The 21,865-nt window shown below is 67.2% G+C and carries 23 protein-coding genes and 1 tRNA gene; 8 read left to right on the top strand and 16 right to left on the bottom strand.

Annotated features, from left to right (window positions below; all coding sequences use genetic code 11):
- Positions 1-6: 6 nt before the first annotated feature.
- From nuoH to rpsO, 14 genes are all read right to left on the bottom strand, one after another.
- The gene (gene nuoH / locus YS110_08250) at positions 7-1,089 is read right to left on the bottom strand and encodes an NADH-quinone oxidoreductase subunit NuoH (protein UJB64733.1); all 1,083 of its coding nucleotides are present in this window, start codon (positions 1,087-1,089) and stop codon (positions 7-9) included.
- Positions 1,086-3,203 carry an NADH-quinone oxidoreductase subunit G gene (locus YS110_08255; GenBank protein ID UJB64734.1) on the bottom strand — a complete coding sequence of 706 codons (2,118 nt, stop codon included), beginning with the start codon at positions 3,201-3,203 and terminating at the stop codon, positions 1,086-1,088. Before YS110_08255 ends, nuoH begins: the two co-directional genes overlap by 4 nt.
- A 14-nt stretch (positions 3,204-3,217) precedes the next feature.
- On the bottom strand, positions 3,218-4,567 hold the full coding sequence (gene nuoF / locus YS110_08260; GenBank protein ID UJB64735.1) for an NADH-quinone oxidoreductase subunit NuoF: 1,350 nt from the start codon (positions 4,565-4,567) through the stop codon (positions 3,218-3,220).
- Positions 4,564-5,055 carry an NADH-quinone oxidoreductase subunit NuoE gene (gene nuoE / locus YS110_08265; protein ID UJB64736.1) on the bottom strand — a complete coding sequence of 164 codons (492 nt, stop codon included), beginning with the start codon at positions 5,053-5,055 and terminating at the stop codon, positions 4,564-4,566. Before nuoE ends, nuoF begins: the two co-directional genes overlap by 4 nt.
- Entirely contained in the window at positions 5,052-6,305 is a 1,254-nt protein-coding gene (locus YS110_08270) for an NADH-quinone oxidoreductase subunit D (GenBank protein UJB64737.1), read from the bottom strand. The genes nuoE and YS110_08270 overlap by 4 nt, the downstream gene beginning before the upstream one ends.
- A gap of 30 nt (positions 6,306-6,335) precedes the next feature.
- A complete protein-coding gene (locus YS110_08275) occupies positions 6,336-6,944 on the bottom strand; it encodes an NADH-quinone oxidoreductase subunit C (protein UJB64738.1) in 609 nt (202 codons plus the stop codon).
- 7 nt (positions 6,945-6,951) lie between these two features.
- Entirely contained in the window at positions 6,952-7,431 is a 480-nt protein-coding gene (locus YS110_08280) for an NADH-quinone oxidoreductase subunit B (protein UJB64739.1), read from the bottom strand.
- Between the two features lie 24 nt (positions 7,432-7,455).
- Complete coding sequence (locus YS110_08285) at positions 7,456-7,815, bottom strand: NADH-quinone oxidoreductase subunit A (GenBank protein UJB64740.1); 360 nt, start codon at positions 7,813-7,815, stop codon at positions 7,456-7,458.
- A 73-nt stretch (positions 7,816-7,888) separates the two neighbouring features.
- A tRNA-Leu gene (locus YS110_08290) sits at positions 7,889-7,973 on the bottom strand.
- A 119-nt stretch (positions 7,974-8,092) separates the two neighbouring features.
- Positions 8,093-8,467, bottom strand: a complete 375-nt coding sequence (secG, locus tag YS110_08295) for a preprotein translocase subunit SecG (GenBank protein UJB64741.1) — start codon at positions 8,465-8,467, stop codon at positions 8,093-8,095.
- A gap of 43 nt (positions 8,468-8,510) precedes the next feature.
- Positions 8,511-9,278 carry a triose-phosphate isomerase gene (locus YS110_08300; protein UJB64742.1) on the bottom strand — a complete coding sequence of 256 codons (768 nt, stop codon included), beginning with the start codon at positions 9,276-9,278 and terminating at the stop codon, positions 8,511-8,513.
- A complete protein-coding gene (locus YS110_08305; protein ID UJB64743.1) occupies positions 9,266-10,258 on the bottom strand; it encodes an NAD(P)H-quinone oxidoreductase in 993 nt (330 codons plus the stop codon). Before YS110_08305 ends, YS110_08300 begins: the two co-directional genes overlap by 13 nt.
- 121 nt (positions 10,259-10,379) lie before the next feature.
- On the bottom strand, positions 10,380-12,623 hold the full coding sequence (pnp, locus tag YS110_08310; GenBank protein ID UJB64744.1) for a polyribonucleotide nucleotidyltransferase: 2,244 nt from the start codon (positions 12,621-12,623) through the stop codon (positions 10,380-10,382).
- A 230-nt stretch (positions 12,624-12,853) separates the two neighbouring features.
- The gene (gene rpsO / locus YS110_08315; protein ID UJB64745.1) at positions 12,854-13,120 is read right to left on the bottom strand and encodes a 30S ribosomal protein S15; all 267 of its coding nucleotides are present in this window, start codon (positions 13,118-13,120) and stop codon (positions 12,854-12,856) included.
- A gap of 267 nt (positions 13,121-13,387) precedes the next feature.
- Here rpsO and sufB point away from each other — a divergent pair, with 267 nt between their 5' ends.
- The 6 genes from sufB to sufT all read left to right on the top strand — a co-directional run bounded on the left by sufB (position 13,388) and on the right by sufT (position 19,316).
- Complete coding sequence (gene sufB, locus YS110_08320; GenBank protein UJB64746.1) at positions 13,388-14,869, top strand: Fe-S cluster assembly protein SufB; 1,482 nt, start codon at positions 13,388-13,390, stop codon at positions 14,867-14,869.
- 82 nt (positions 14,870-14,951) lie between these two features.
- Positions 14,952-15,728, top strand: coding sequence for a Fe-S cluster assembly ATPase SufC (gene sufC / locus YS110_08325; protein UJB64747.1), 777 nt, complete (start codon positions 14,952-14,954; stop codon positions 15,726-15,728).
- Positions 15,725-16,954 carry a SufD family Fe-S cluster assembly protein gene (locus YS110_08330; protein UJB64748.1) on the top strand — a complete coding sequence of 410 codons (1,230 nt, stop codon included), beginning with the start codon at positions 15,725-15,727 and terminating at the stop codon, positions 16,952-16,954. Before sufC ends, YS110_08330 begins: the two co-directional genes overlap by 4 nt.
- Before the next feature lie 84 nt (positions 16,955-17,038).
- Positions 17,039-18,292, top strand: coding sequence for a SufS family cysteine desulfurase (sufS, locus tag YS110_08335; GenBank protein UJB64749.1), 1,254 nt, complete (start codon positions 17,039-17,041; stop codon positions 18,290-18,292).
- Positions 18,289-18,759 (top strand): SUF system NifU family Fe-S cluster assembly protein, encoded by a 471-nt coding sequence (locus YS110_08340; GenBank protein ID UJB64750.1) that lies wholly within the window; start codon positions 18,289-18,291, stop codon positions 18,757-18,759. The genes sufS and YS110_08340 overlap by 4 nt, the downstream gene beginning before the upstream one ends.
- A complete protein-coding gene (gene sufT / locus YS110_08345; protein ID UJB64751.1) occupies positions 18,756-19,316 on the top strand; it encodes a putative Fe-S cluster assembly protein SufT in 561 nt (186 codons plus the stop codon). Before YS110_08340 ends, sufT begins: the two co-directional genes overlap by 4 nt.
- 60 nt (positions 19,317-19,376) lie before the next feature.
- On the opposite strand, the gene YS110_08350 is transcribed toward sufT, so the two are convergent.
- Both YS110_08350 and YS110_08355 read right to left on the bottom strand, forming a co-directional pair.
- On the bottom strand, positions 19,377-19,667 hold the full coding sequence (locus YS110_08350) for a DUF2249 domain-containing protein (protein UJB64752.1): 291 nt from the start codon (positions 19,665-19,667) through the stop codon (positions 19,377-19,379).
- A gap of 50 nt (positions 19,668-19,717) precedes the next feature.
- A complete protein-coding gene (locus YS110_08355) occupies positions 19,718-20,905 on the bottom strand; it encodes an NnrS family protein (protein UJB64753.1) in 1,188 nt (395 codons plus the stop codon).
- A 173-nt stretch (positions 20,906-21,078) separates the two neighbouring features.
- Between YS110_08355 and YS110_08360 the strand changes: the two genes are divergently transcribed.
- The gene (locus YS110_08360) at positions 21,079-21,300 is read left to right on the top strand and encodes a hypothetical protein (protein UJB64754.1); all 222 of its coding nucleotides are present in this window, start codon (positions 21,079-21,081) and stop codon (positions 21,298-21,300) included.
- Positions 21,301-21,366: 66 nt separating this feature from the next.
- Positions 21,367-21,861 (top strand): type II transport protein GspH, encoded by a 495-nt coding sequence (locus YS110_08365; GenBank protein ID UJB64755.1) that lies wholly within the window; start codon positions 21,367-21,369, stop codon positions 21,859-21,861.
- Positions 21,862-21,865: the final 4 nt, after the last annotated feature.

A 21,865-nucleotide genomic window follows, 5' to 3' on the forward strand; every position in this document is an offset into this window, starting at 1 on the left:
CCCCGCTTATTTCCAGATGTTCCACGGCGAGTGCAGCCAGGCACCGACGATGAGCAGCCACACCAGCGTGACCGGGATGAAGATCTTCCAGCCCAGGCGCATGATCTGGTCATAGCGGTAGCGCGGGAAGGTCGCACGGATCCAGATGAACATGGAGACCACCAGGAACGTCTTGGCTGCGAGCCAGATCCAGCCCGGGATGAAGGACAGGGCCTCGAACGGCGGCAGCCAGCCACCCAGGAACATCAGCACGGCCAGGATGGAGACCAGCCACATCGCGGCGTATTCCGCCAGGAAGAAGATGGCGAAGCCCATGCCCGAATACTCGACCATGTGGCCGGCCACGATCTCCGCCTCGCCTTCGACCACGTCGAACGGGTGGCGGTTGGTTTCGGCCACGCTGGAAATCAGGTACACCACGAAGATGGGCAGCAGCGGCAGCCAGTTCCATGCCACGAACGTGCCAGCGAACATGCCGCTGAACGCCGAACCCTTGGCTTGCGCCAGGACGATCTCGGTCAGGTTCATGCTGCCCGACACCATGATGACCACCAGGAAGCAGAAGCCCATGGCGATTTCATAGCTCACCATCTGTGCCGAAGCACGCAGCGCACCCAGGAAGGCGTACTTGGAGTTGGACGCCCAGCCCGCGATGATGACGCCATAGACCTCGATGGAGGTGATGGCGATGATGAGCAGCAGCCCGGCATTCACGTTCGCCAGCGCGACGTCGGGGCCGAAGGGAATGGCCACCCAGGCGGCCAGGGCCGGCATGATGGCCATCACCGGCCCGAGGAAGAACAGCCCTTTGCTGGCCGCCGTCGGCTCGATGATTTCCTTGGTCAGGAGCTTCAGGCCATCGGCAATCGGTTGCAGCAGGCCCAGCGGGCCGACGCGGTTCGGGCCCACGCGCACCTGCATGAAACCGAGCAGCTTGCGTTCCCACAACGTGAGATAGGCCACGGCACCCATGAGCGGCGCCAGGATGCAGACGATCTTGATCAGAATCCACAGCACGGGCCACGCCACGCCCATCCACCAGGGCTGGGCAATGAGGTTCAGGCCTCCGTTGTACAGCGCGTCGATCATGCAGCGGCCCCTTCACGTGCCTCGCGGGCGTCAGCGGTCAGTTGCAGCGCGGGCGCGCGGCGCACCAGGCTGTCCAGTTGATAAATGCTCGCCGCCACGGGCGCCTCTGCAGGGCCATGGGCCACGGCGATGGGTGCCTGGGTGGCATTGCTCAGTTGCTCGGCCGGCAGGCTGGCCAAGCCGCCAGCAGCCTGTGCCAGGACTTCCTGCGAGGACTCGAACGCCACACCCGGAACGCCCATCAGATTGGCCAGCACGCGCAGCACCTTCCACGCGGGGCGTGTTTCGCCCAGGGGCCTCACCACAGCATGGAAGCTCTGGATGAGACCCTGCGCGTTGACGAAGCTGCCGGACGTTTCGGTGAAGGGCGCGATCGGCAGCAGCACGTCGCTGAACGCCATATTGGTCTTGAACGGACTGAGCGTGACCACCATGTCGACCTCGGCCAAACCCTGGGCCGTGCGCGCACCAGCCGCGGAGTCGAACTCCGGCTCGGTATTGAGCAGCAGTGCTGCCTTGAGGCCGCCCGCCAGCATCTGCTGCGCGTTCAGGCCACCGTGGCGCGGCTGCGCTCCGGCGAACTGCGCGCCCACGGTATTGGCGGCCTCCGTCAGATAGCCGAACGCCGCGCCGGTTTGCACGGCGATCCACTGCACCAGCGCCAGCAGGCTGGACGCCTGGGCATGGTGGGCGGCTGCGTTGCCCAGGAGAACCGCCTTGCGCTCCCCGGAGAGCAGCGCACGGGCGATCGTCAATGCCTCGCCATCGGCCTGGCCCTGGGCCGGTGCATCCACACCTTTTTCCTGCGCCACGGCGGCGGCAACGTCGGCCAGCGCCTGGGTCCAGTCGGCCGGCGCGACCACCGAATGCACGGCGGGCATGGCCCAGTCGTAGGCCTGGCCATTGATCGCGAACACCTTGGCGCCCTTGCGTGCCGCCTGGCGGATGCGCTGCGCGAACAAGGGGTGGTCCTTGCGCAGATTCGAGCCCAGCACCAGCACCGACTGCAGTTCGGACAAGGCAGCGATCGGCAAGCCCAGCCAGCGCACACCCTCGAACGCTGGGAACTCGGCGTTGCGCAGGCGATAGTCGATGTTGTCGCTGCCCACACCGCGCACCAGGGCGCCCGCAAGGTACAGTTCCTCCAGCGTGCTGTGCGGGCTCACGAGTGCGCCGATGGCACCGGCGCCATGCTTGTCGCGCACGCACTTCAGGCCATTGGCCACGTATTCGAGCGCGGTCTGCCAATCGACTTCCTGCCACTGGCCGCCCTGCTTCAGCATGGGGCGCGTCAGGCGTTCGTCGCCGTTCAGCGCCTCGTAGGAGAAGCGGTCACGGTCGGCAATCCAGCACTCGTTCACGGCGTCGTTCTCGAACGGAACGACGCGCATGACCTTGTGGTTCTTCACCTGGACGATGAGGTTGGCCCCGGTCGAGTCGTGTGGCGACACCGACTTGCGGCGCGAAAGTTCCCAGGTGCGGGCGCTGTAGCGGAAAGGCTTGCTCGTCAGCGCGCCCACGGGGCACACGTCGATCATGTTGCCCGAGAGTTCGGAGTCGACCGTATCGCCCTTGACCGGGGTGATCTCGGAGTGCTCACCCCGGTTGACCATACCCAGCTCCATGACGCCGCCGATCTCCTGGCCGAAACGCACGCAACGCGTGCAGTGGATGCAGCGGGTCATCTCCTCGGTGGAAATCAGCGGGCCAATGTCCTTGGCCGGCACCACGCGCTTTTCCTCGCCATAGCGGGAAGACGATGCACCATAGCCCACGGCCAGATCCTGCAGCTGGCACTCGCCGCCCTGGTCGCAGATCGGGCAGTCCAGCGGGTGGTTGATGAGCAGGAACTCCATCACCGACTGCTGCGCCTTGATGGCTTTGTCGGTCTTGGTGCGCACGATCATGCCTTGCGTCACCGGCGTGGCGCAGGCCGGCATGGGCTTGGGCGCCTTCTCGACGTCGACCAGGCACATGCGGCAGCTGGCCGCGATCGACAGCTTCTTGTGGTAGCAGAAATGGGGAATGTAGACGTTGGCCTTTTCCGCCGCATGGATCACCATGCTGCCCTCGCCAACCTCCACCTTCTGACCGTCCAGTTCAATTTCAACCATATGCTTTCTCGCGATCAGGCAGCGGAGGCCTTGGTAGCCGCCTGAATCTTGGCTTCAAACTCGTGGCGGAAATGCTTGATCATGGCGCGCACGGGCATGGCGGCGGCATCGCCCAACGCACAGATGGTGCGGCCCATGATGTTGAAGGCCACGGAATCAAGCAACTCGATGTCTTCCGGGCGGCCCTGGCCATGCTGGATACGATCCACCACGCGCCACAGCCAGCCCGTGCCCTCGCGGCACGGCGTGCACTGGCCGCAGGATTCATGCTGGTAGAAATACGACAGGCGCAGCAGCGATTCCACCATATCGCGCGAGTCGTCCATCACGATGAGCGCACCCGAACCCAGCATGGAACCCGCCTTGGAGATGGAGTCGTAATCCATCGTGCAGTCCATCATGATGTGGGCGGGCAGCACCGGCGAAGACGACCCGCCAGGAATGACGGCCTTGAGCTGGCGGCCCTTGCGCACGCCACCCGCGAGTTCGAGCAGCTTGGCGAACGGCGTGCCCAGCGGGATTTCGTAGTTGCCCGGACGTTCCACATCCCCCGACACCGAGAAGATCTTGGTGCCGCCGTTGTTCGGCTTACCGCACTCCAGGTACGCCTGCCCGCCGTTGCGGATGATCCACGGCACGGCGGCAAAGGTTTCCGTGTTGTTGATCGTCGTGGGCTTGCCGTACAGGCCGAAGCTGGCCGGGAACGGTGGCTTGAAGCGCGGCTGGCCCTTCTTGCCTTCGAGCGATTCGAGCAAGGCGGTTTCTTCGCCACAAATGTAGGCGCCGAAACCGTGGTGGGCGTGGAGCTGGAAGCTGAAGCTGCTGCCCAGGATCTTGTCGCCCAGGTAGCCCGCGGCGCGCGCCTCTTCCAGAGCGGCCTCGAAGCGTTCGTAGACCTGGAAAATCTCGCCGTGAATGTAGTTGTAGCCCAGCGAAATGCCCATGGCGTAGGCACCGATGATCATCCCCTCGATCACGATGTGGGGGTTGTACATCAGGATGTCACGGTCCTTGCAGGTGCCCGGCTCGCCTTCGTCGGAGTTGCAGACCAGATGCTTCTGCCCGGGGAACTGGCGCGGCATGAAGCTCCACTTCAGCCCCGTGGGAAAGCCCGCGCCGCCGCGTCCGCGCAGGCCCGACTCCTTCACGGTGGCGATCACCTGGTCCTGGGTCATGCCCTCGCCGCCGTCGGCGCCGAGGATCTTGCGCAGTGCGGCATAGCCGCCGCGCGCCTCGTAGTCCTTGATGCTCCAGTTGCGGCCGTTCAGATCGGCATAGATCTGCGCGTTGATGTGGCGGTCGTGGAAACAGGTCTGTACGCCCGTGGCCTGAAATTGCGACAGGATTTGTGCAGCCGTGGTCATGCCTTGCCCTCCGTAGCCTTGAGACCGTCGACAAGCTGGTCGAGCTTCTCGCCGTCCATGAAGCTGCACATGTTGCGGTCGTTCACCAGCATCACCGGCGCGTCGGCGCAGGCGCCCAGGCACTCGCATTGCTGCAGCGTGAACAGGCCGTCGGCCGTGGTCTCGCCCATCTGGATGCCCAGCTTGGCTTCGAGGTGGTGCAGTGCCTCGTAGCCGCCGCGCAACTGGCACGGCAGGTTGGTGCAGACGTTGAGCTTGAACTTGCCCACCGGCTGCTGGTTGTACATGTTGTAGAAGGTGGTGACCTCATGCACCGCGATCTGCGGCATGCCGAGAACCTCGGCGATCACCGCCTCGCTCTCCTGGCTCACCCAGCCCTGCTCCTGCTGCACGATGGACAGGCAGGCCATCACGGCCGATTGTTTCTGCTCCGGCGGGTACTTGGCCACTTCGCGGGCGAAACGCTGCTTGGTCGCTTCGGTAATCATCGATCAATCTCCCCGAACACGATATCCATGGTGCCGATGATGGCCACTGCGTCGGCGATCATGTGGCCGCGCGTCAGCTCGTTGTACGCCGACAGGTGGGCGAACCCCGGCGCCCGGATCTTCAGGCGGTAAGGCTTGTTGGCGCCATCGCTGACGATGTAGATGCCGAACTCGCCCTTGGGATGCTCCACCGCGGCGTAGGCCTCGCCCTCGGGCACGCGGAAGCCCTCGGAGAACAGCTTGAAATGGTGGATCAAATCCTCCATGCCGGCCTTCATGCGCTCACGCGGGGGGGGCGCCACCTTGTGGTTGTCGGTGATGACGGGGCCCGGATTGGCGCGCAGCCAATCGACGCATTGCTTGATGATGCGGTTGGACTGGCGCATCTCGGCCACGCGCACCAGATAGCGGTCGTAGCAGTCGCCGTTCTTGCCCACGGGAATGTCGAAGTCCACGCGGTCGTAGGCGTCGTAGGGCTGCTTCTTGCGCAGGTCCCAGGCAATGCCCGAGCCGCGCAGCATCACGCCGCTCATGCCCAGGTTCAGCGCCCGCTCGGGCGAAACCACGCCGATGCCCACTGTGCGCTGCTTCCAGATGCGGTTGTCGGTCAGCAGCGTCTCGTATTCATCGACGAAGCGCGGGAAGCGCGCGCAGAAGTCGTCGATGTAGTCCAGCAGCGAACCCTGGCGGTTGCGGTTCAGCTCCTCCATCGCCTTGGCGTTGCGGATTTTGCTGGCCTTGAACTGCGCCATGCTGTCGGGCAGGTCGCGGTACACGCCGCCCGGACGGAAATAGGCCGCGTGCATGCGCGCGCCAGAGGCGGCCTCGTACATGTCGAACAGCGACTCGCGCTCGCGGAAGGTGAACATCAGCACCGTCGAGGCGCCCAGGTCCATGCCGTTCGAGCCCAGCCACATCAGGTGGTTGAGCAGGCGCGTGATCTCGCCGAACATGGTGCGGATGTACTGCGCACGCAGCGGCACCTCGATGCCCAGCAGCTTCTCGATCGCCAGGCAGTAGGCCTGCTCGTTGCACATCATCGACACGTAGTCGAGACGGTCCATGTAGGGCAGCGACTGGATGAAGGTCTTGCTCTCGGCCAGCTTCTCGGTGGCGCGGTGCAGCAGGCCCACGTGGGGGTCGGCACGCTGCACGACCTCGCCGTCGAGCTCCAGCACCAGGCGCAGCACGCCGTGCGCGGCCGGGTGCTGCGGACCAAAGTTCAGGGTGTAGTTCTTGATTTCAGCCATGGTGGTTCACGAAGGCAGCCTTGCGGCGCCTCAGTGCAGGCCTCCGTAGTTGTCTTCGCGGATGATGCGCGGGGTGATTTCGCGCGGCTCGATGCTCACGGGCTCGTACACCACGCGGCGGCGCTCGGCGTCGTAGCGCATTTCCACATGGCCCGACACCGGGAAATCCTTGCGGAACGGATGGCCGATGAAGCCGTAGTCGGTCAGGATGCGGCGCAGGTCGTCGTGCCCTTCGAAGACGATGCCGAACAGGTCGAACGCCTCGCGCTCGAACCAGTTGGCGCCGCTCCACACGGCGGTCACCGAATCGATCACCGGCAGGTCGTCGTCGGCGCAGAACACCTTCACGCGCAGGCGCTGGTTCAGGCCGACCGAGAGCAGGTGCGAGACTACGGCGAAGCGCGGGCCATCGGTGCCGATATCGCGGTAGGCCGAGTAATCGACGCCGCACAGGTCCACCAGCTGCTCGAAACGGCAACCGGGCGCGTCGCGCAACTGGCGCATGGCCTCCAGGTAGTCAGTGGCGGACACGACCAGCGTGACCTCATCGAGGGCGATCGTCAGCGCACGCACCTTGCCGCCAAGGGCGGCGGCCACGGCGTCGCGGGTTTCTTCGGGGCGAATGGCAACAGCAGTCATGGGACCCTCAGACGCGCGCGATGGTGTTGGTACGGCGGATCTTCTGCTGCAACTGCAGAATGCCGTAGATCAGGGCCTCCGCCGTGGGCGGGCAGCCGGGCACGTAGACATCCACCGGCACCACGCGGTCGCAGCCACGCACCACCGAGTAGCTGTAGTGGTAGTAGCCACCACCATTGGCGCACGAGCCCATGGACAGGACCCAGCGCGGCTCGGACATCTGGTCGTACACCTTGCGCAGGGCCGGCGCCATCTTGTTGCACAGGGTGCCGGCCACGATCATCAGGTCGGACTGGCGCGGACTGGCGCGGAACACCTCGGCGCCGAAACGCGCCAGGTCATAACGCGCCGAGGCCGCATGCATCATCTCCACCGCGCAGCAGGCCAGACCAAAGGTCATGGGCCAGATGGAGCCGGTCTTGGCCCAGTTCACCACCGCGTCGTAGCTGGTGGTGACGAAGCCTTCCTTCATCACGCCTTCAATCATCGTGTCAGTCCTTGTTGGAGCCGTTTATTCCCAGTCCAGCGCGCCTTTTTTCCATTCATAGGCGAAGCCCACGACCAGAATGGCGAGAAAGATGGCAACGGCGGCGAAACCCGCCAAGCCCACATCCTGCAAGGCCACAGCCCAGGGGAAGAGGAAGGCGATTTCCAGGTCAAACAGGATGAAGAGGATGGCTACCAGGTAGTAGCGCACATCGAACTTCATGCGCGCGTCTTCGAAGGCCTCGAAGCCGCATTCGTAGGGGGAATTTTTCTGGGGATCGGGCCGGTTGGGGCCGAGCACATACCCCAGGACCAGCGGAACGACGCCAACCGCAGCGCCGACCAGGATGAACAAGAGAACGGGGAGGTACTGATCGAGGTTCATCTGGGGTTGTGCTCATCGCTTCCCCCGCCCCGCTGGCGACCACTGCCTGGCCGGCTGGGCAGAGGTTTTGTATTGGTGCCGTCGGCGAGACTCGAACTCGCACAGCTTTCGCCACTACCCCCTCAAGATAGCGTGTCTACCAATTTCACCACGACGGCTGATTTATGCATCTGGATGGCATGAGGAACCTTTGCAGGCTTTGGCTTTCCAGACAATCCAGGATTCTACCCGGTAAAAACCCTGGACAGCCTCTCATGCACCCAAATTGTGACATTTTTTATTTCGAGGGAATCTGCGCCGCGCCCGATGCCGCTTCGGCCGGCACGACGGGTGCGGAAGCCTCTACGGCAGGTGCCGTCACGGCGGGCACGGCGGCGCCCGGCCCTTCGAGCACGCTGCCCACACCGGCCGGGCGGCTGTTGCCCAGGTAGGCCAGCGCCAGGGTGGCGATGAAGAACACCGTGGCCAGCCCGGCCGTGCTGCGCGAGAGGAAGTTCGCGCTGCCGGAGGCGCCGAACAGGCTGCCGGCGCTGCCGCTGCCAAAGGCCGCCCCCATGTCGGCACCCTTGCCGTGCTGGATCAGGATCAGTCCGATCATGCCCAGTGCGGACAGCATCTGCACTGCCAGGATCACGTTCGTCAACATGTTCATTGCTTCTCTTCTTTCCTATGGTTTGACCGTTGGCGCCCAGCCTTCAGCGGGCTGCCGCGATGATTTGCAAAAAGTCCGCCGCCTTGAGCGACGCGCCGCCCACCAGGCCGCCGTCGATGTCGGGCTGCGCCAGCAGTTGCGCCGCATTCGCGGCATTCATGCTGCCGCCGTAGAGCAGCCGGATGCGGTCGGCCTGGGTGCTGGCGGCCGCCAGTTGCCCGCGCAGCACGGCATGCACCTGCTGCGCCTGCTCGGGCGTGGCCGTGCGGCCCGTGCCGATGGCCCAGACGGGCTCGTAGGCCACGACGATCTCGCTGATGCAGTGGCCGTTGAGGTGGATGACCGCCGCCAGCTGGCGCTTGACCACGGCCTCGGTTTCGCCCGCCTCGCGCTGCGCCAGCGTCTCGCCCACGCACACGATGGGCGTGATGCCCGCCGCCAGCGCGCGCTGGGCCTTCGCCGCCACGTCGGCGTCGGTCTCGCCGTGGTACTGGCGGCGCTCGGAATGCCCGACCAGCGCGTAGCGCGCGCCGAAATCGCGCAGCATGCCGGCCGAGACCTCGCCGGTATAGGCGCCCGCCTCGTGTTGCGACACGTCCTGCGCTCCGAAGCCGATAGCTGTTCCCGCAGTCAGCGCCTGGCTTTGCGCCAGATAAGGCGCAGGAACGGCAACCGCCACGTCGCAGGCTGGCGCCTGCTGCGCCAGCCCTTCGCGCAAGGCGCGCAGCAGCGCCTCGTTGGCGGCCAGGCCGCCATTCATCTTCCAATTGCCAGCGATGAGTTTCTTTTTCATGGTGTTCAGGAATTCCATGTCAAAACGATCTTGCCAATATGCTGGTTCGACTCCATCAGCGCGTGGGCCTGGGCCGCGTCGGCGGCCGCGAAGCAGCGGTGCACCACCGGCTTGATGGCGCCCGCGTCCAGCAGGGGCCACACGCGCGCGCGCAGCGCCTGGGCGATGGCGGCCTTGAACGCCACCGTCTGCGGGCGCAGCGTGGAGCCGGTGATCACCAGGCGCTTGCGTAGCACCAGGGCGACATTGAATTCCGCCTTGACGCCGCCCTGCACCGCGATGATGACCAGGCGCCCATCGTCCGCCAGGCTTTCCACCTCGCGCGCCACGTAGCTGCCGGCGACCATGTCCAGCACGACGTCCACGCCCCGCCCGCCGGTGATGCGCCGCACCTCCTCCACGAAGTCCTGCGACGGATAGTGGATGGCATGGTGCGCGCCGAGCTGCACGCAGGCCGCGCATTTCTCCGCGCTGCCCGCCGTGGCGATCACCGTGGCGCCCAGGGCGCGCGCAAGCTGGATGGCCGTGACGCCGATGCCGCTGCTGCCGCCCTGGACCAGCAAGGCCTCGCCGGGCTGCAGGCGCGCACGGTCGAAGACGTTGCTCCACACGGTGAAAAAGGTCTCGGGCAGCGAGGCCGCCTCGGTGTCGCTCAGGCCCTGCGGCACCGGCAGGCACTGGGCCACCGGGGCCACGCAGTACTCGGCGTAGCCGCCGCCCGCCACGAGCGCGCACACGCGGTCGCCAAGCCGCAGCCCGGCCTGCGCCAGGGCCTCGGCGTCGCCTTCGTCGATGACGCCAGCCACCTCCAGCCCGGGCACGTCAGAAGCTCCGGGCGGCGGCGCGTAATGCCCCTTGCGCTGCAGCACGTCGGGCCGGTTCACCCCCGAGGCGGCGACGCGGATGCGCAGCTCGCCCGCGCCTGGTACCGGCTGGGGCCGCTGCCCCAGGCGCAGCACCTCGGGCGCACCGAACGATGTGATTTCTACAACGCGCATGGTTGGGAAGGAAATGCCAAGTCGATCCAGCGAAAAAGCCGCCAACGCCCGTACAGCTAAGCGCCAGCAGCTCCTTTTTACATAGCAGCCCCGCCACGCGGGGCTGCCTGCCGCCAGGCCCTTATTCCTGGGCCGGCTGCTCCTGCTCGCCGCCGCGCTCGGCGCGATTTTCGCGCGGCTCGCGCGGCTCGCGCGGCTCGCGGTATTCGCGCGGCTGGCGCGGCGCACGCGGTTCGCGGTATTCGCGCGGCTCGCGCTCGGGCAGGCCGGCGGGGCGCTCGGTCAGCGCCTTCATCGACAGCTTGATGCGGCCCTTTTCGTCGGTCTCGAGCACCTTGACCTTGACGATCTGGCCCTCCTGCAGATAGTCGGTGACCTTTTCCACGCGCTCGTGGGCGATCTGGCTGATGTGCAGCAGGCCGTCCTTGCCGGGCAGCAGGTTCACCAGGGCGCCGAAGTCCAGGATCTTGGTGACCGGGCCTTCGTACACCTTGCCGATTTCAACCTCGGCGGTGATTTCCTCGATGCGGCGCTTGGCCTCGTCGGCCTTGGCGGCGTCGCTGGAGGCGATGGTGATCGTGCCGTCTTCCTCGATGTTGATCTGGCAGCCGGTTTCGTCGCACAGCGCGCGGATGGTGGCACCACCCTTGCCGATCACGTCGCGGATCTTCTCGGGGTTGATCTTCATGGTGAAGAGCTTGGGCGCGAAGGACGAAATCTCGGCCTTGGCCTCGCCCATGGCTTCCTGCATCTTGCCCAGGATGTGCATGCGCGCTTCCTTGGCCTGGGCCAGGGCGACCTGCATGATTTCCTTGGTGATGCCCTGGATCTTGATGTCCATCTGCAGCGCGGTGATGCCGTTGGTGGTGCCGGCCACCTTGAAGTCCATGTCGCCCAGATGATCTTCATCACCCAGGATGTCGGTCAGCACGGCGAAGCGGTTGTCTTCCTTGATCAGGCCCATGGCGATGCCGGCCACGTGCGCCTTCATGGGCACGCCGGCGTCCATCATCGACAGGCAGCCGCCGCAGACGGAGGCCATGGAAGAGGAGCCGTTGGACTCGGTGATCTCGGACACCACGCGGATGGTGTACGGGAACTCTTCCTTGCTCGGCAGGCAGGCCACCAGGGCGCGCTTGGCCAGGCGGCCGTGGCCGACTTCGCGGCGCTTGGTCGAGCCCATGCGGCCCACTTCGCCGGTGGCGAAGGGAGGCATGTTGTAGTGGAACAGGAAGCGGTCCTCAAACTCGCCGGCCAGCGCGTCGATGCGCTGCGCGTCGCGCTCGGTGCCCAGCGTGGAGACCACCAGCGCCTGCGTCTCGCCGCGCGTGAACAGCGCCGAGCCGTGGGTACGCGGCAGCACGCTGTTGCGGATCTCGATCGGGCGCACGGTGCGCGTGTCGCGGCCGTCGATGCGCGGCTCGCCGGCCAGGATCTGGCCGCGCACGATGCGCGCTTCGATGTCGAACAGCATGTTGTCCACCTTGACGGCGTCGAACGCCACGCCCTGCTCCGCCAGGCCGGCCTTCACGGCGGCGTAGGCCTCGCGGCAGGCCTGCGTGCGCAGTTGCTTGTTGCGGTTCTGGTAGGCGGCTCGCAGCGGGCCTTCGGCCAACTCGGCCACCTTGGCGATCAGGGCGTCGTCCTTGGCCTCGGGCTGCCAGTCCCACACCGGCTTGCCGGCGTCGCGCACCAGCTCATGGATGGCGTTGATGGCGACCTGGCCCTGTTCGTGGCCGAACACCACGGCGCCCAGCATCACGTCTTCGGGCAGTTGCAGCGCCTCGGATTCGACCATCAGCACGGCGGCCTCGGTGCCGGCGACGACCAGGTCCATCTGGCTGTTCTTGCGCGCCGTCTGACCCGGGTTGAGCACGTACTCACCGTTGATGTAGCCCACGCGCGCGGCGCCGATGGGGCCGTTGAACGGGATGCCGGAGACCGACAGCGCGGCGGACACGGCAATCATCGCGGCGATGTCGGCGTCCACCTCAGGGTTCAGCGAGACGGTGTGGATGACCACATGCACCTCGTTGTAGAAGCCTTCGGGGAACAGCGGGCGGATCGGGCGGTCGATCAGGCGGCTGGTCAGCGTCTCCAGCTCGGAGGGCTTGGCCTCGCGCTTGAAGAAGCTGCCGGGGATCTTGCCGGCGGCGTAGGTCTTCTCGATGTAGTCCACCGTCAGCGGGAAGAAGTCCTGGCCCGGCTTGGCCGTCTTGGACGCCACCACGGTGGCCAGCACCACGGTGTCGTCGATGTTGACCAGCACGGCGCCGCTGGCCTGGCGGGCGATTTCGCCCGTTTCCATGGTGACCGTGTGCTGGCCCCACTGGAAGGTCTTGGTGACTTTGTTGAACATCGTCATATGGTTTGCTCCTGAAAAATGAGCTGCTGGCGCGCCAGCAGCCTGGGTTTGGAGACCAAACAGACCGCGATGCCATTCCAGACAAGCGCTGGCAGCTATCGGTTCGGTAGTGAACGACAACCAACGCGGGTGTGGAATGACACAGCTTCGCTCTGCCTGGGGTTTCTCCGTGAAAGCAAAAAACGCCTGAGCTAGCGTGCTAACTCAGGCGTTGCGTGCATGCAGCCGGCTTACTTGCGCAGGCCCAGCTTGGCGATCAGCGCGGTGTAGCGGTCGGCGTCCTTGGCCTTCAGGTAGTCCAGCAGCTTGCGGCGGCGGCTCACCATGCGCAGCAGGCCGCGGCGGCCGTGATGGTCCTTGGCGTGTTGCTTGAAGTGGGGCGTCAGCTCGTTGATGCGGGCCGTCAGCAGGGCCACTTGCACTTCCGGGCTGCCGGTGTCGTTTTGCGAGCGGGCGTTGGCTTTGACGACTTCGGCCTTGATGGAGGCAGCGATCATGATGTTTTCCTTGGGTATTGGATGGCCCAGATGCCGCAGGGCGCGGCGGGCCATGGTTTTTACTTGCGCCCCGCGCTGGAACGGCGTGGAGCGTGCGTCTTGCACCATGCAAAACCCAAGGATTATAACCCGCGCCGTTTTCCGGGGCCCGGGCGCGCTCCGGGCGCGGCGCGCAATCCCATGGCACAGGTGCGGACTCAGCGGGCAAGGATGCGCTGGAATTAAAAGATTCATACCATATGAATATTAAAACCACACCCCACGGCCATGCCCCAGACCGCCCCTTCCGCGCCCCGCGCGCAACCGCCGCAGGATACCGCACTGGCGCAGGCGCTGCAGCGCCCGTACCAGCATGGCTTCGTCACCGACATCGAGACCGACAGCCTGCCGCCCGGGCTCGATGAGGACACCATCCGCGCCATCTCGCGCAAGAAGCGCGAGCCAGCCTTCCTGCTGCAGTGGCGCCTGGCGGCCTTCGCGCGCTGGCGCGGCATGGCGCCGCCGCACTGGGCGCACCTGCGCATCGCGCCCATCGACCTGCAGGCGCTGTCGTACTACGCCGCGCCGAAGTCGATGCAGAACGCGCCCAAGAGCCTGGACGAAGTCGATCCCAAGCTGCTGGAGACCTACGAGAAGCTCAACGTGCCGCTGCACGAGCGCGCGCGCCTGGCCGGCGTGGCGGTGGACGCGGTGTTCGACTCGGTCTCGGTCGGCACCACCTTCCGCGAGCAACTGGCCGAGGTGGGCGTGATCTTCTGCTCGTTCGCGCACGCCGTGCAGCACCACCCGGAGCTGGTCGAGCGCTACCTGGGCAGCGTGGTGCCGGTAGGCGACAACTACTACGCGGCGCTGAACTCGGCCGTGTTCTCCGACGGCTCCTTCGTCTACGTGCCGCGCGGGGTGAAGTGCCCCATGGAGCTGTCGTCGTACTTCCGCATCAACGCGCGCAACACCGGGCAGTTCGAGCGCACGCTGATCATTGCCGAGGAAGGCAGCTCCGTGAGCTACCTCGAAGGCTGCACCGCGCCGCAGCGCGATGAGAACCAGCTGCACGCCGCCGTGGTGGAGCTGGTGGCGCACGACGACGCCTTCATCAAGTACTCCACCGTGCAGAACTGGTACCCCGGCGACGAAAACGGCGTGGGCGGCATCTACAACTTCGTCACCAAGCGCGGCCTGGCGGCGGGCCGGCGCTCGCGCATCGCCTGGACGCAGATCGAGACCGGCTCGGCCATCACCTGGAAGTACCCCAGCGTGGTGCTGCGCGGCGACGGGTCGAGCGGCGAGTTCCACTCCATCGCCGTATCCAACCACCGCCAGCAGGCGGACACCGGCACCAAGATGATCCACCTGGGCCAGAACACCACCAGCCGCATCGTCTCCAAGGGCATCAGCGCGGGCCGCGCGCACAACAGCTACCGCGGCCTGGTGCGCGTGAACGCGGGTGCCGCGGGCGCGCGCAACCACACGCAGTGCGACTCGCTGCTCATCGGCCCGCACTGCGGCGCCCACACCTTCCCCTACGTGGACACGGCGCGCGCCGACGCCGTGGTGGAGCACGAGGCCACGACCACGCGCATCTCCGAGGAGCGGCTGTTCTATTGCCAGCAGCGCGGCATCGACCCGCAGGAGGCCACGGCGCTCATCGTCGGCGGCTTCTGCCAGGCGGTGCTGGAGGAACTGCCCATGGAATTCGCGCTGGAAGCCAAGGCGCTGCTCGCGGTATCGCTCGAGGGCGCCGTGGGCTGACGCCGGTATTTGCATGAAAACAGCCTCAAACCCTTTCCCAGCAAGCGCTGGCAGCTATCGAAACAGGAACAAAGGACACCCCATGACCACCCCCTCCCCCCTGCTGCAGGTGCGCGATCTGCACGTCGCCGTGGGCGAGCGCACCGTGCTGCGCGGCGTCTCGTGCGACGTGCAGCCCGGCAGCCTGGCCGTGCTGATGGGCGCCAACGGCAGCGGCAAGAGCACGCTGGGCATGGCCCTGGCCGGCCACCCGCGCTACCGCGTCACCAGCGGGCAAGCGCTGCTCGCGGGCCAGGACCTGCTGGCACTGCCGGCCCACGAGCGCGCCCGCGCCGGGCTGTTCGTCTCCTTCCAGGCCCCGCCAGACGTGCCGGGCGTGAAGAACAACCTGTTCATCCGCACCGCGCTCAATGCCGTGCACGAGGCGCGCGGCCAGCCGCCGCTCGACGCCTTCGACTTCCTCGCCAGCGCCAAGCAGGCCGCCGGCACCCTGGGCCTGCCCGAGACGCTGCTCGCCCGCCCGGTGAACGAAGGCTTCTCCGGCGGCGAGCGCAAGCGCAACGAGCTGCTGCAGCTGGCCCTGCTGCAGCCGCGCCTGGCGCTGCTCGACGAAATCGACTCCGGCCTGGACGTGGACGGCGTGCGCGCCGTGGTCGGCCTGGTGCAGCGCCTGCGCGCGCAGGGCACGGCGTTCGTCGTGGTCTCGCACTACCTCACGCTGATCGAGCAGTTGCAGCCCGACGCCGTGCTGCGCCTGGACCAGGGCCGCATCGCCGAAACCGGCGGCCTGGAGCTGGCACGCACCATTGCCCGCACCGGCTTCGCGCGCCCGGCCGCGGTGGCGGAGGCCCAGCCATGAACACCACCGTGGCCGCGCCTTCGGCGGACCGCCTCGCGGCACGCGCGCACCTGCAGCAACAGGGCTGGATCACGCGGCGCAGCGAAGCCTTCCAGCACCTGCCGCCGCCCGCGCTGGAGCACTGGCTGGGCAGCGCAGATGCCACGGCCGGCCTGCCGTCCAGCGGCTGGACGCTGCACCCGCTGGACGGCGACGCCGCCGCCCGCGTGCAGGCGCGCTGGCTCGACGCGCACGACCCGGCGCAGCGCGCCGAACTCCTGGCCGGGCTGCCCGCGCCCGGCGCCGACACCGGCGACGCCGCCCCCTTCGCCTGGGCGCACCGCGCGCTGTGCCGCCAGGGCCTGCGCCTGCATGTGGGCACGCCAGAGGGCGCTGTGCAGCGCACCGTCCACCTGGCGCTGCACCACCAGCCGCAAGACGCCGCCGAAGCGCCGCTGCTGGTGCTCGACGTGGCGCCCGGCACGCACTGCCTGCTGCTGGAAACGCACGAACGCACCGCCCCCGATGCGCCCGCCACCGCGCAGAACCTGCACATCCACATCCACCTGGGCGCAGGCGCACACCTGCAGCACCTGCGCGTGGTGGCGCCGCTGGCGCACGACCTGGTGGCGCACCACGTGCACGCCACGCTGGCGCCGCAGGCCCGCTACGCCCAGGCGCTCGCCGCCACGGGCAGCGCCTACCACCTGCAGCGCAGCCACTTCGCGCTGCAGGGCGCGGGCGCCCGCGCGCGGCAGGCGGCGCTGCTGCTGGCCGGCGCGCAGCAGCTCGACCACCAGGCGCGCACCGACCTGCAGGCCGCGCAGGCCGCGAGCCAGGTCGAATCCCTGGCGCTGGCGCAGGGCGGCGCGCGCGCCGTGAGCAACGCCTACACCCGCATCGCCCCGGGCGCCGACGGCGCCGACGTGCGCCAGCGCCTGACGGGCATTCCCCTGGCCGGCCACCCGCGCCTGGTGCTGCGCCCGCACCTGGAAATCCTGCACGACAACGTGCAGGCCGCCCACGGCGCCACCTGGGGCGCGCTGCCCGAGGAGGCGCTGTTCTACGCCGCCCAGCGCGGCCTGGACGACGCCCGTGCCCGCGCCCTCATCACCGAAGGCATGGCGCGCGCCGTGCTGAAACGCGCGCTGGACGACAGCCCGCTGCTGGCCGAGTGGCTGGAGGGCGGCTGGCTGGCCCGGCAGCTGGAGCGCCAGGCCCGGACGTCCCTGGGAGACGCCACATGAAAACTCTATTTTTGATAGCTGCCAGCGCTTGCCCAGCAAGGGCTGGAGGCCAATTTGGCTTGAAACTCCAACAGGAGGCGCAGCATGGCAGATAACCCCCCCGCGCCCCTGCCCGCCGAGGCCCTGCGCGCGCAGTTCCCGGTGCTGGCGCAGTCCATCCACGGCCAGCCCCTGGCCTACCTGGACAACGCCGCCACCACGCAGATGCCGCTGCCCGTGCTGGCGGCGCTGCAGCAGTTCGAGACCACGCAGCGCGCCAACATCCACCGTGGCGTGCACGCGCTGAGCCAGCGCGCCACCGACGCCTTCGAGCAGGCCCGCGCCACGCTCAAGCAGTTCATCGGCGCGCAGGCCGAGCACGAACTCGTCTTCACCTCGGGCACCACCGAGGCGCTCAACCTCGTGGCCCAGGGCCTGTGGGCCGCCGGGCAGGGCCGGGCCTGGCTGCGCCCGGGCGACCGCATCATCGTCAGCGGGCTGGAGCACCACGCCAACCTGCTGCCCTGGCAGCAGGCCGCGCGCCTGAGCGGCGCCGAGCTGGCCATCCTGCAACCCGACGGTGCGGGCCGCCTGCACGCCAGCGACCTGGCGGCCCTGCTCACGCCGCGCACGCGCGTGTTCGCGCTCACCGCCTGCGCCAACGCCAGCGGCGAGCGCCCGCCCTACGAGGCGCTGCTGGCCCAGGCCGCGCAGGCGGGCGCACTCACCGTGCTAGACGCGGCGCAGGCTGTGGCGCATGACACACCGGTGCTGGCAAGGCTTGACTGCGACTTTCTGGCCTTCTCGGGCCACAAGATGTACGGCCCCATGGGCACCGGCGTGCTGGCAGGGCGGCGCAGCGCGCTGGCACGCCTGCACCCGCTGCGCCTGGGTGGCGACATGGTGGAGTCGGTGCAGTGGCACACGGCGCGCTTTGCCGGCCTGCCCGCGCGCCTGGAAGGCGGCACCCCCAACGTGGCAGGCGCCGTGGGACTGGCTGCGGCGGCCCGGTTCATCGACGCCACCGGGCGCGCCGCCATCGACGCGCATGTCCGCGGGCTGCGCGCGCTGGCATTGCAGGGCCTGCAAGGTATTCCCGGCATCACCGTGCTGGCGCCGCACGCCACGCAAGCGGGGCTGGTGTCGTTCGTGGCCCGGGGCGTGCACCCGCACGACATTGGCACCCTGCTGGACGAGCGCGGCATCGCCGTGCGCACCGGCCACCATTGCGCCCAGCCGCTGCTGGCGCACCTGGGCCTGGGGCCCACCACGCGCGCCTCGTTCGCGCTCTACAACACGGAAGACGAAGTGCGGCGGCTGGTGCAGGCCGTCGCCCACGCCATGGAGGTGCTGCAATGAGCCAGGCGGAACAGGACCTGTACCAGGAAGTGGTGCTGGAACACAAGCGCGCGCCGCGCAACTACGGCCACCTGGCGCACCCCACGCACCAGGCCGAGGGCACCAACCCGTCGTGCGGCGACCGCATCGCCGTCGAGCTGGCGCTGGAGCACGGCACGGTGCGCGACATCGCCTTCACCGGCCAGGGCTGCGCCATCTGCATGGCGTCCACTTCAATGATGACCGAGGCCGTGAAAGGCCGCGAGGTGGCCGCCGCCCAGGCGCTGCAGCAGCACTTTCGCGCCGTGCTCACGGGCGAGGAAGCACCCGAGGTCGCGCCACTGGGCAAGCTCGTGAGTCTGGCGGGCGTGCGCCAGTACCCCAGCCGCATCAAGTGCGCGCTGCTGGGCTGGCATGCGCTGATGCACGCCATCGCCACCCCGCAAGGCGCCACGCCAGCGCCCACGCCCCCGGAGGAGCGGCCATGACGCACCGCCACACGCGCGAGGATGTGCTGGTGCGCCGCGGCGTGACGGTGGAGGCCATTCCGAGTGGCGAACCCCTCACGCTTCAGGCGGGCCAGCTGGCGCAGATCACCCAGGCACTCGGCGGCTCGTTCACCCTCGCGGTGGAAGGCCAGTTGGTGCGCCTGAAAGGCCAGGATGCCGATGCCATCGGCAAGCAGCCGCCCGCCGCCCTGGACATTCCGGCGGACCTGCACATCGACGCGCTGGAGCCGCTGGTGTGGGAACAGCTACGCACCTGCTACGACCCGGAGATCCCGGTCAACATCGTTGACCTGGGCTTGGTGTACCGCGTGGCCTTCGAGCCCATGGACGACGGCAGCGCGGACAAGGTGCGCGCCGTGATCGACATGACGCTTACCGCCCCCGGCTGCGGCATGGGCGAATCCATCGCCAACGAGGTATGCGACAAGGTGCTGGCGCTGCCGCGCGTGGGCGAAATCACCGTAAACCTGGTCTTCACGCCGCCCTGGGACCGCTCCAGGATGTCTGAGGCCGCGCTGCTGGCGCTGGGGCTGTAGCCACCCGGTCCAGGACGTGAAAAAGCCCCGACGTGCCACGGCACGCCGGGGCCCAAACTTTCAGCCGCCGCAGGAGCCGCAGCACGTGCCGGCGGCATGCGCCTTGTTACCCGCCGCGGCCTGCTTGCCAATTTCCACGCGCCACAGGTCTGGCCCCGCTTGCAGGTAGCTCCACTTGACCTGGCCGGGGGTGCGGCCCTCCAGCTGCATGTGCAGGGGCACCGGATTGTGGTCGTTGACGATGACGAAGGCCTCGCCCACGTTCAAGGCGTCGAAGCGCGCGAAGATCTGCGCGTGACGCTCGTAGGGGGCGATGGTGCGCACGTCGATTTCAGCCAGGGTAGCGTTCATGGAAACAACCTTTCAACAGAGGGAAACAACCAGGAGTAAGGGAAAAAAACTCAACCGTCCTTGCCGTCGAGCCGCGTGCGCGTCAGCCAGGGGGTGTAGATGAAGAGATAGATGGCAAAAGCCAGCGCCCACAGGCAGGCAGCTGCCTCCAGCGCATAGGCATACCAGCCAGGCTGCAGCGCCGGCACCAGCACGCGCAACACGGCCGCTGCGAGCACCAAGGCATACGCCGCCACCTCGCCCCGCCCCGCCTGCAGCGGTCGTCCGGTATGGCCGCGCGCCGTGCGCGTCACCATGCCGATGATCAGCCCGCCGATCACGCCAACGCCGAAGGCATGCACCGCCAGGGACAGCGGCACCCAGCCCCCCTGCGCCAGCGCCAGCAGCGCGAAGCCCAGCGGCAACCAGGCATAGGAGGCATGCAACACCCACAGGATGGGGCGGCCCAGCGTCACCTGCGGGCGCCACATCCACAAGCGCACTGCATGAAGCGCCGCGGCTACGGCGCTTGCCACGGCCACCAGCGCCGCCGGGGCAGCAAACACCCACAGCGCCAAGGCAACCGCCGTCACGCCCAGCACAGACAGTTCGAGCGAACGCGGCATCTGGATGACCAGCCCCGGCGTGACGTTCTTGGTGAACATGGGCACCACGCGCCCGGCCATCACGCACACCACCATCAGGATCAGCCCCAGTTCGGCATACAGCGCCGACACCGGCGGCACAGACACCCACTGCAACACCGAGAGATGGAACACCCCATTCGCCAGGGCCATCAGCAGCAGCAGCGAAATCAAGGGCATGTTGCGCTTGTTGCCAGCCTGCACGAGCACCCGCAGCAGCGCCATCGCAACGGCGGGAAGCAGCAGCACATCAATCGCCGCAAACACCGGATAGGGTGCAACGAACAGCGCCACCCGCGCCGCCAGCCAAAGCAGCGCCAGACCGGCAAGCAGCGGCCCCCGGGGCGTAGGCAGGCCGGTCCAGGCCTTGACCGCAGTCAACAAAAAACCGGCCACCACGCCAGCGGCAAAGCCAAACAGCATCTCATGCCCATGCCACAGCACGCCCGGCATAGGCAAGGCAAAACGTACATGGCCGAGGAACATGGCGACCCAAAGCGGCACCGACAGACATGCCAGCAACGCCGTGCCCAGATAGAAGGGACGAAACCCCAGACGGAACACGGGCCAGCCCTGCAGCGCGAAAGGGGACGGTGTTTTGTCGAGGATCTGCATGAAGCGGCCCGGGATAGGTGAGAAACCAGATGGCAAGCTGCAGGCACGAACCTGCAGTTTAATGTTCATTTTATATGAATGTTAAAAACCGCGATAGCTACGGGATTGCGCTGCCCCTGCAACGGCCGTGCGCGTGGCAGCATGGCGCACCACCACACGACATCGTTGCTGCCATGCCCACCTTGACCTACCGATACGCACTGTGCCTACTTCTGGTTTGCAGCTTGGCCACGCCGCACGCGGCGCTCGCCAAGAAGAAGCACCGCGGCGGCGGTAGCACGCAAACGCAGCGCAGCAGTTCGGAGGAAACCAAAGCCGAACGCGAGCGCCGACTCACCCGGGAATGCAAGGGCATGCCAAATGCGGGCGCTTGCCTGGGGTATGTCCACCGCTGATCGGGTCAGCCAAACCACTCATCCGGCACGAGGGGCACGGAGCGACACGCCGCCTAGCATGAAGGCATGTGTTCTCCTCGCCTCCATCCCCGTGAACGTTCAAGTGGTTTCACTACCATCGAATTGATGGTGACTATTGCCATCATCGCCATCCTGGCAGCCATCGCCGCACCCAGTTTCACACCGCTGATCGAACGCTGGCGTGTGCGTCAGGCAACGGAAGCGCTGCAATCGACCATTTACCTTGCCCGCTCCGAGGCCCTTAAACGCAGCGGCGGCATCACCATCGTCCCTGACACAAGCGCATGGGAGGGTTGGAAAGTCAAAGACAGCTCTGGCAACACCTTGCAAGTGGTGCCACCCACAGCAAAAGTCACCATTTCTCTAGACAAGGGGGCGGGTTCGATCACCGTCGATCGCTGGGGCATGCTTTTGTTTGGCAGCACTACCACAGCCACCACCTTGGATTTCACCATCGCCCCAGACAGCGGCAACACCGCCAACACCCAGCACCTGTGCGTAGGAGCAGGCGGGCGCGTCGCGCAGAAATCCACCTGCTGAACGT

It is taken from the genome of Acidovorax sp. YS12 (assembly GCA_021496925.1).
GTDB lineage: Bacteria > Pseudomonadota > Gammaproteobacteria > Burkholderiales > Burkholderiaceae_C > Paenacidovorax.

What these genes read in the sequence shown, in the direction of transcription:
- pnp (UJB64744.1), bottom strand. Translation starts at nt 12,623, where the DNA reads ATGACGATGTTCAACAAAGTCACCAAGACCTTCCAGTGGGGCCAGCAC.
- YS110_08350 (UJB64752.1), bottom strand. Translation starts at nt 19,667, where the DNA reads ATGAACGCTACCCTGGCTGAAATCGACGTGCGCACCATCGCCCCCTAC.
- YS110_08275 (UJB64738.1), bottom strand. Translation starts at nt 6,944, where the DNA reads ATGACTGCTGTTGCCATTCGCCCCGAAGAAACCCGCGACGCCGTGGCC.
- YS110_08270 (UJB64737.1), bottom strand. Translation starts at nt 6,305, where the DNA reads ATGGCTGAAATCAAGAACTACACCCTGAACTTTGGTCCGCAGCACCCG.
- YS110_08280 (UJB64739.1), bottom strand. Translation starts at nt 7,431, where the DNA reads ATGATTGAAGGCGTGATGAAGGAAGGCTTCGTCACCACCAGCTACGAC.
- nuoH (UJB64733.1), bottom strand. Translation starts at nt 1,089, where the DNA reads ATGATCGACGCGCTGTACAACGGAGGCCTGAACCTCATTGCCCAGCCC.
- YS110_08330 (UJB64748.1), top strand. Translation starts at nt 15,725, where the DNA reads ATGAACACCACCGTGGCCGCGCCTTCGGCGGACCGCCTCGCGGCACGC.
- YS110_08355 (UJB64753.1), bottom strand. Translation starts at nt 20,905, where the DNA reads ATGCAGATCCTCGACAAAACACCGTCCCCTTTCGCGCTGCAGGGCTGG.
- YS110_08255 (UJB64734.1), bottom strand. Translation starts at nt 3,203, where the DNA reads ATGGTTGAAATTGAACTGGACGGTCAGAAGGTGGAGGTTGGCGAGGGC.
- nuoE (UJB64736.1), bottom strand. Translation starts at nt 5,055, where the DNA reads ATGATTACCGAAGCGACCAAGCAGCGTTTCGCCCGCGAAGTGGCCAAG.
- YS110_08340 (UJB64750.1), top strand. Translation starts at nt 18,289, where the DNA reads ATGAGCCAGGCGGAACAGGACCTGTACCAGGAAGTGGTGCTGGAACAC.
- YS110_08285 (UJB64740.1), bottom strand. Translation starts at nt 7,815, where the DNA reads ATGAACCTCGATCAGTACCTCCCCGTTCTCTTGTTCATCCTGGTCGGC.
- secG (UJB64741.1), bottom strand. Translation starts at nt 8,467, where the DNA reads ATGAACATGTTGACGAACGTGATCCTGGCAGTGCAGATGCTGTCCGCA.
- rpsO (UJB64745.1), bottom strand. Translation starts at nt 13,120, where the DNA reads ATGATCGCTGCCTCCATCAAGGCCGAAGTCGTCAAAGCCAACGCCCGC.
- sufB (UJB64746.1), top strand. Translation starts at nt 13,388, where the DNA reads ATGCCCCAGACCGCCCCTTCCGCGCCCCGCGCGCAACCGCCGCAGGAT.
- nuoF (UJB64735.1), bottom strand. Translation starts at nt 4,567, where the DNA reads ATGACCACGGCTGCACAAATCCTGTCGCAATTTCAGGCCACGGGCGTA.
- YS110_08365 (UJB64755.1), top strand. Translation starts at nt 21,367, where the DNA reads ATGTGTTCTCCTCGCCTCCATCCCCGTGAACGTTCAAGTGGTTTCACT.
- YS110_08300 (UJB64742.1), bottom strand. Translation starts at nt 9,278, where the DNA reads ATGGAATTCCTGAACACCATGAAAAAGAAACTCATCGCTGGCAATTGG.
- sufS (UJB64749.1), top strand. Translation starts at nt 17,039, where the DNA reads ATGGCAGATAACCCCCCCGCGCCCCTGCCCGCCGAGGCCCTGCGCGCG.
- sufT (UJB64751.1), top strand. Translation starts at nt 18,756, where the DNA reads ATGACGCACCGCCACACGCGCGAGGATGTGCTGGTGCGCCGCGGCGTG.
- YS110_08360 (UJB64754.1), top strand. Translation starts at nt 21,079, where the DNA reads ATGCCCACCTTGACCTACCGATACGCACTGTGCCTACTTCTGGTTTGC.
- sufC (UJB64747.1), top strand. Translation starts at nt 14,952, where the DNA reads ATGACCACCCCCTCCCCCCTGCTGCAGGTGCGCGATCTGCACGTCGCC.
- YS110_08305 (UJB64743.1), bottom strand. Translation starts at nt 10,258, where the DNA reads ATGCGCGTTGTAGAAATCACATCGTTCGGTGCGCCCGAGGTGCTGCGC.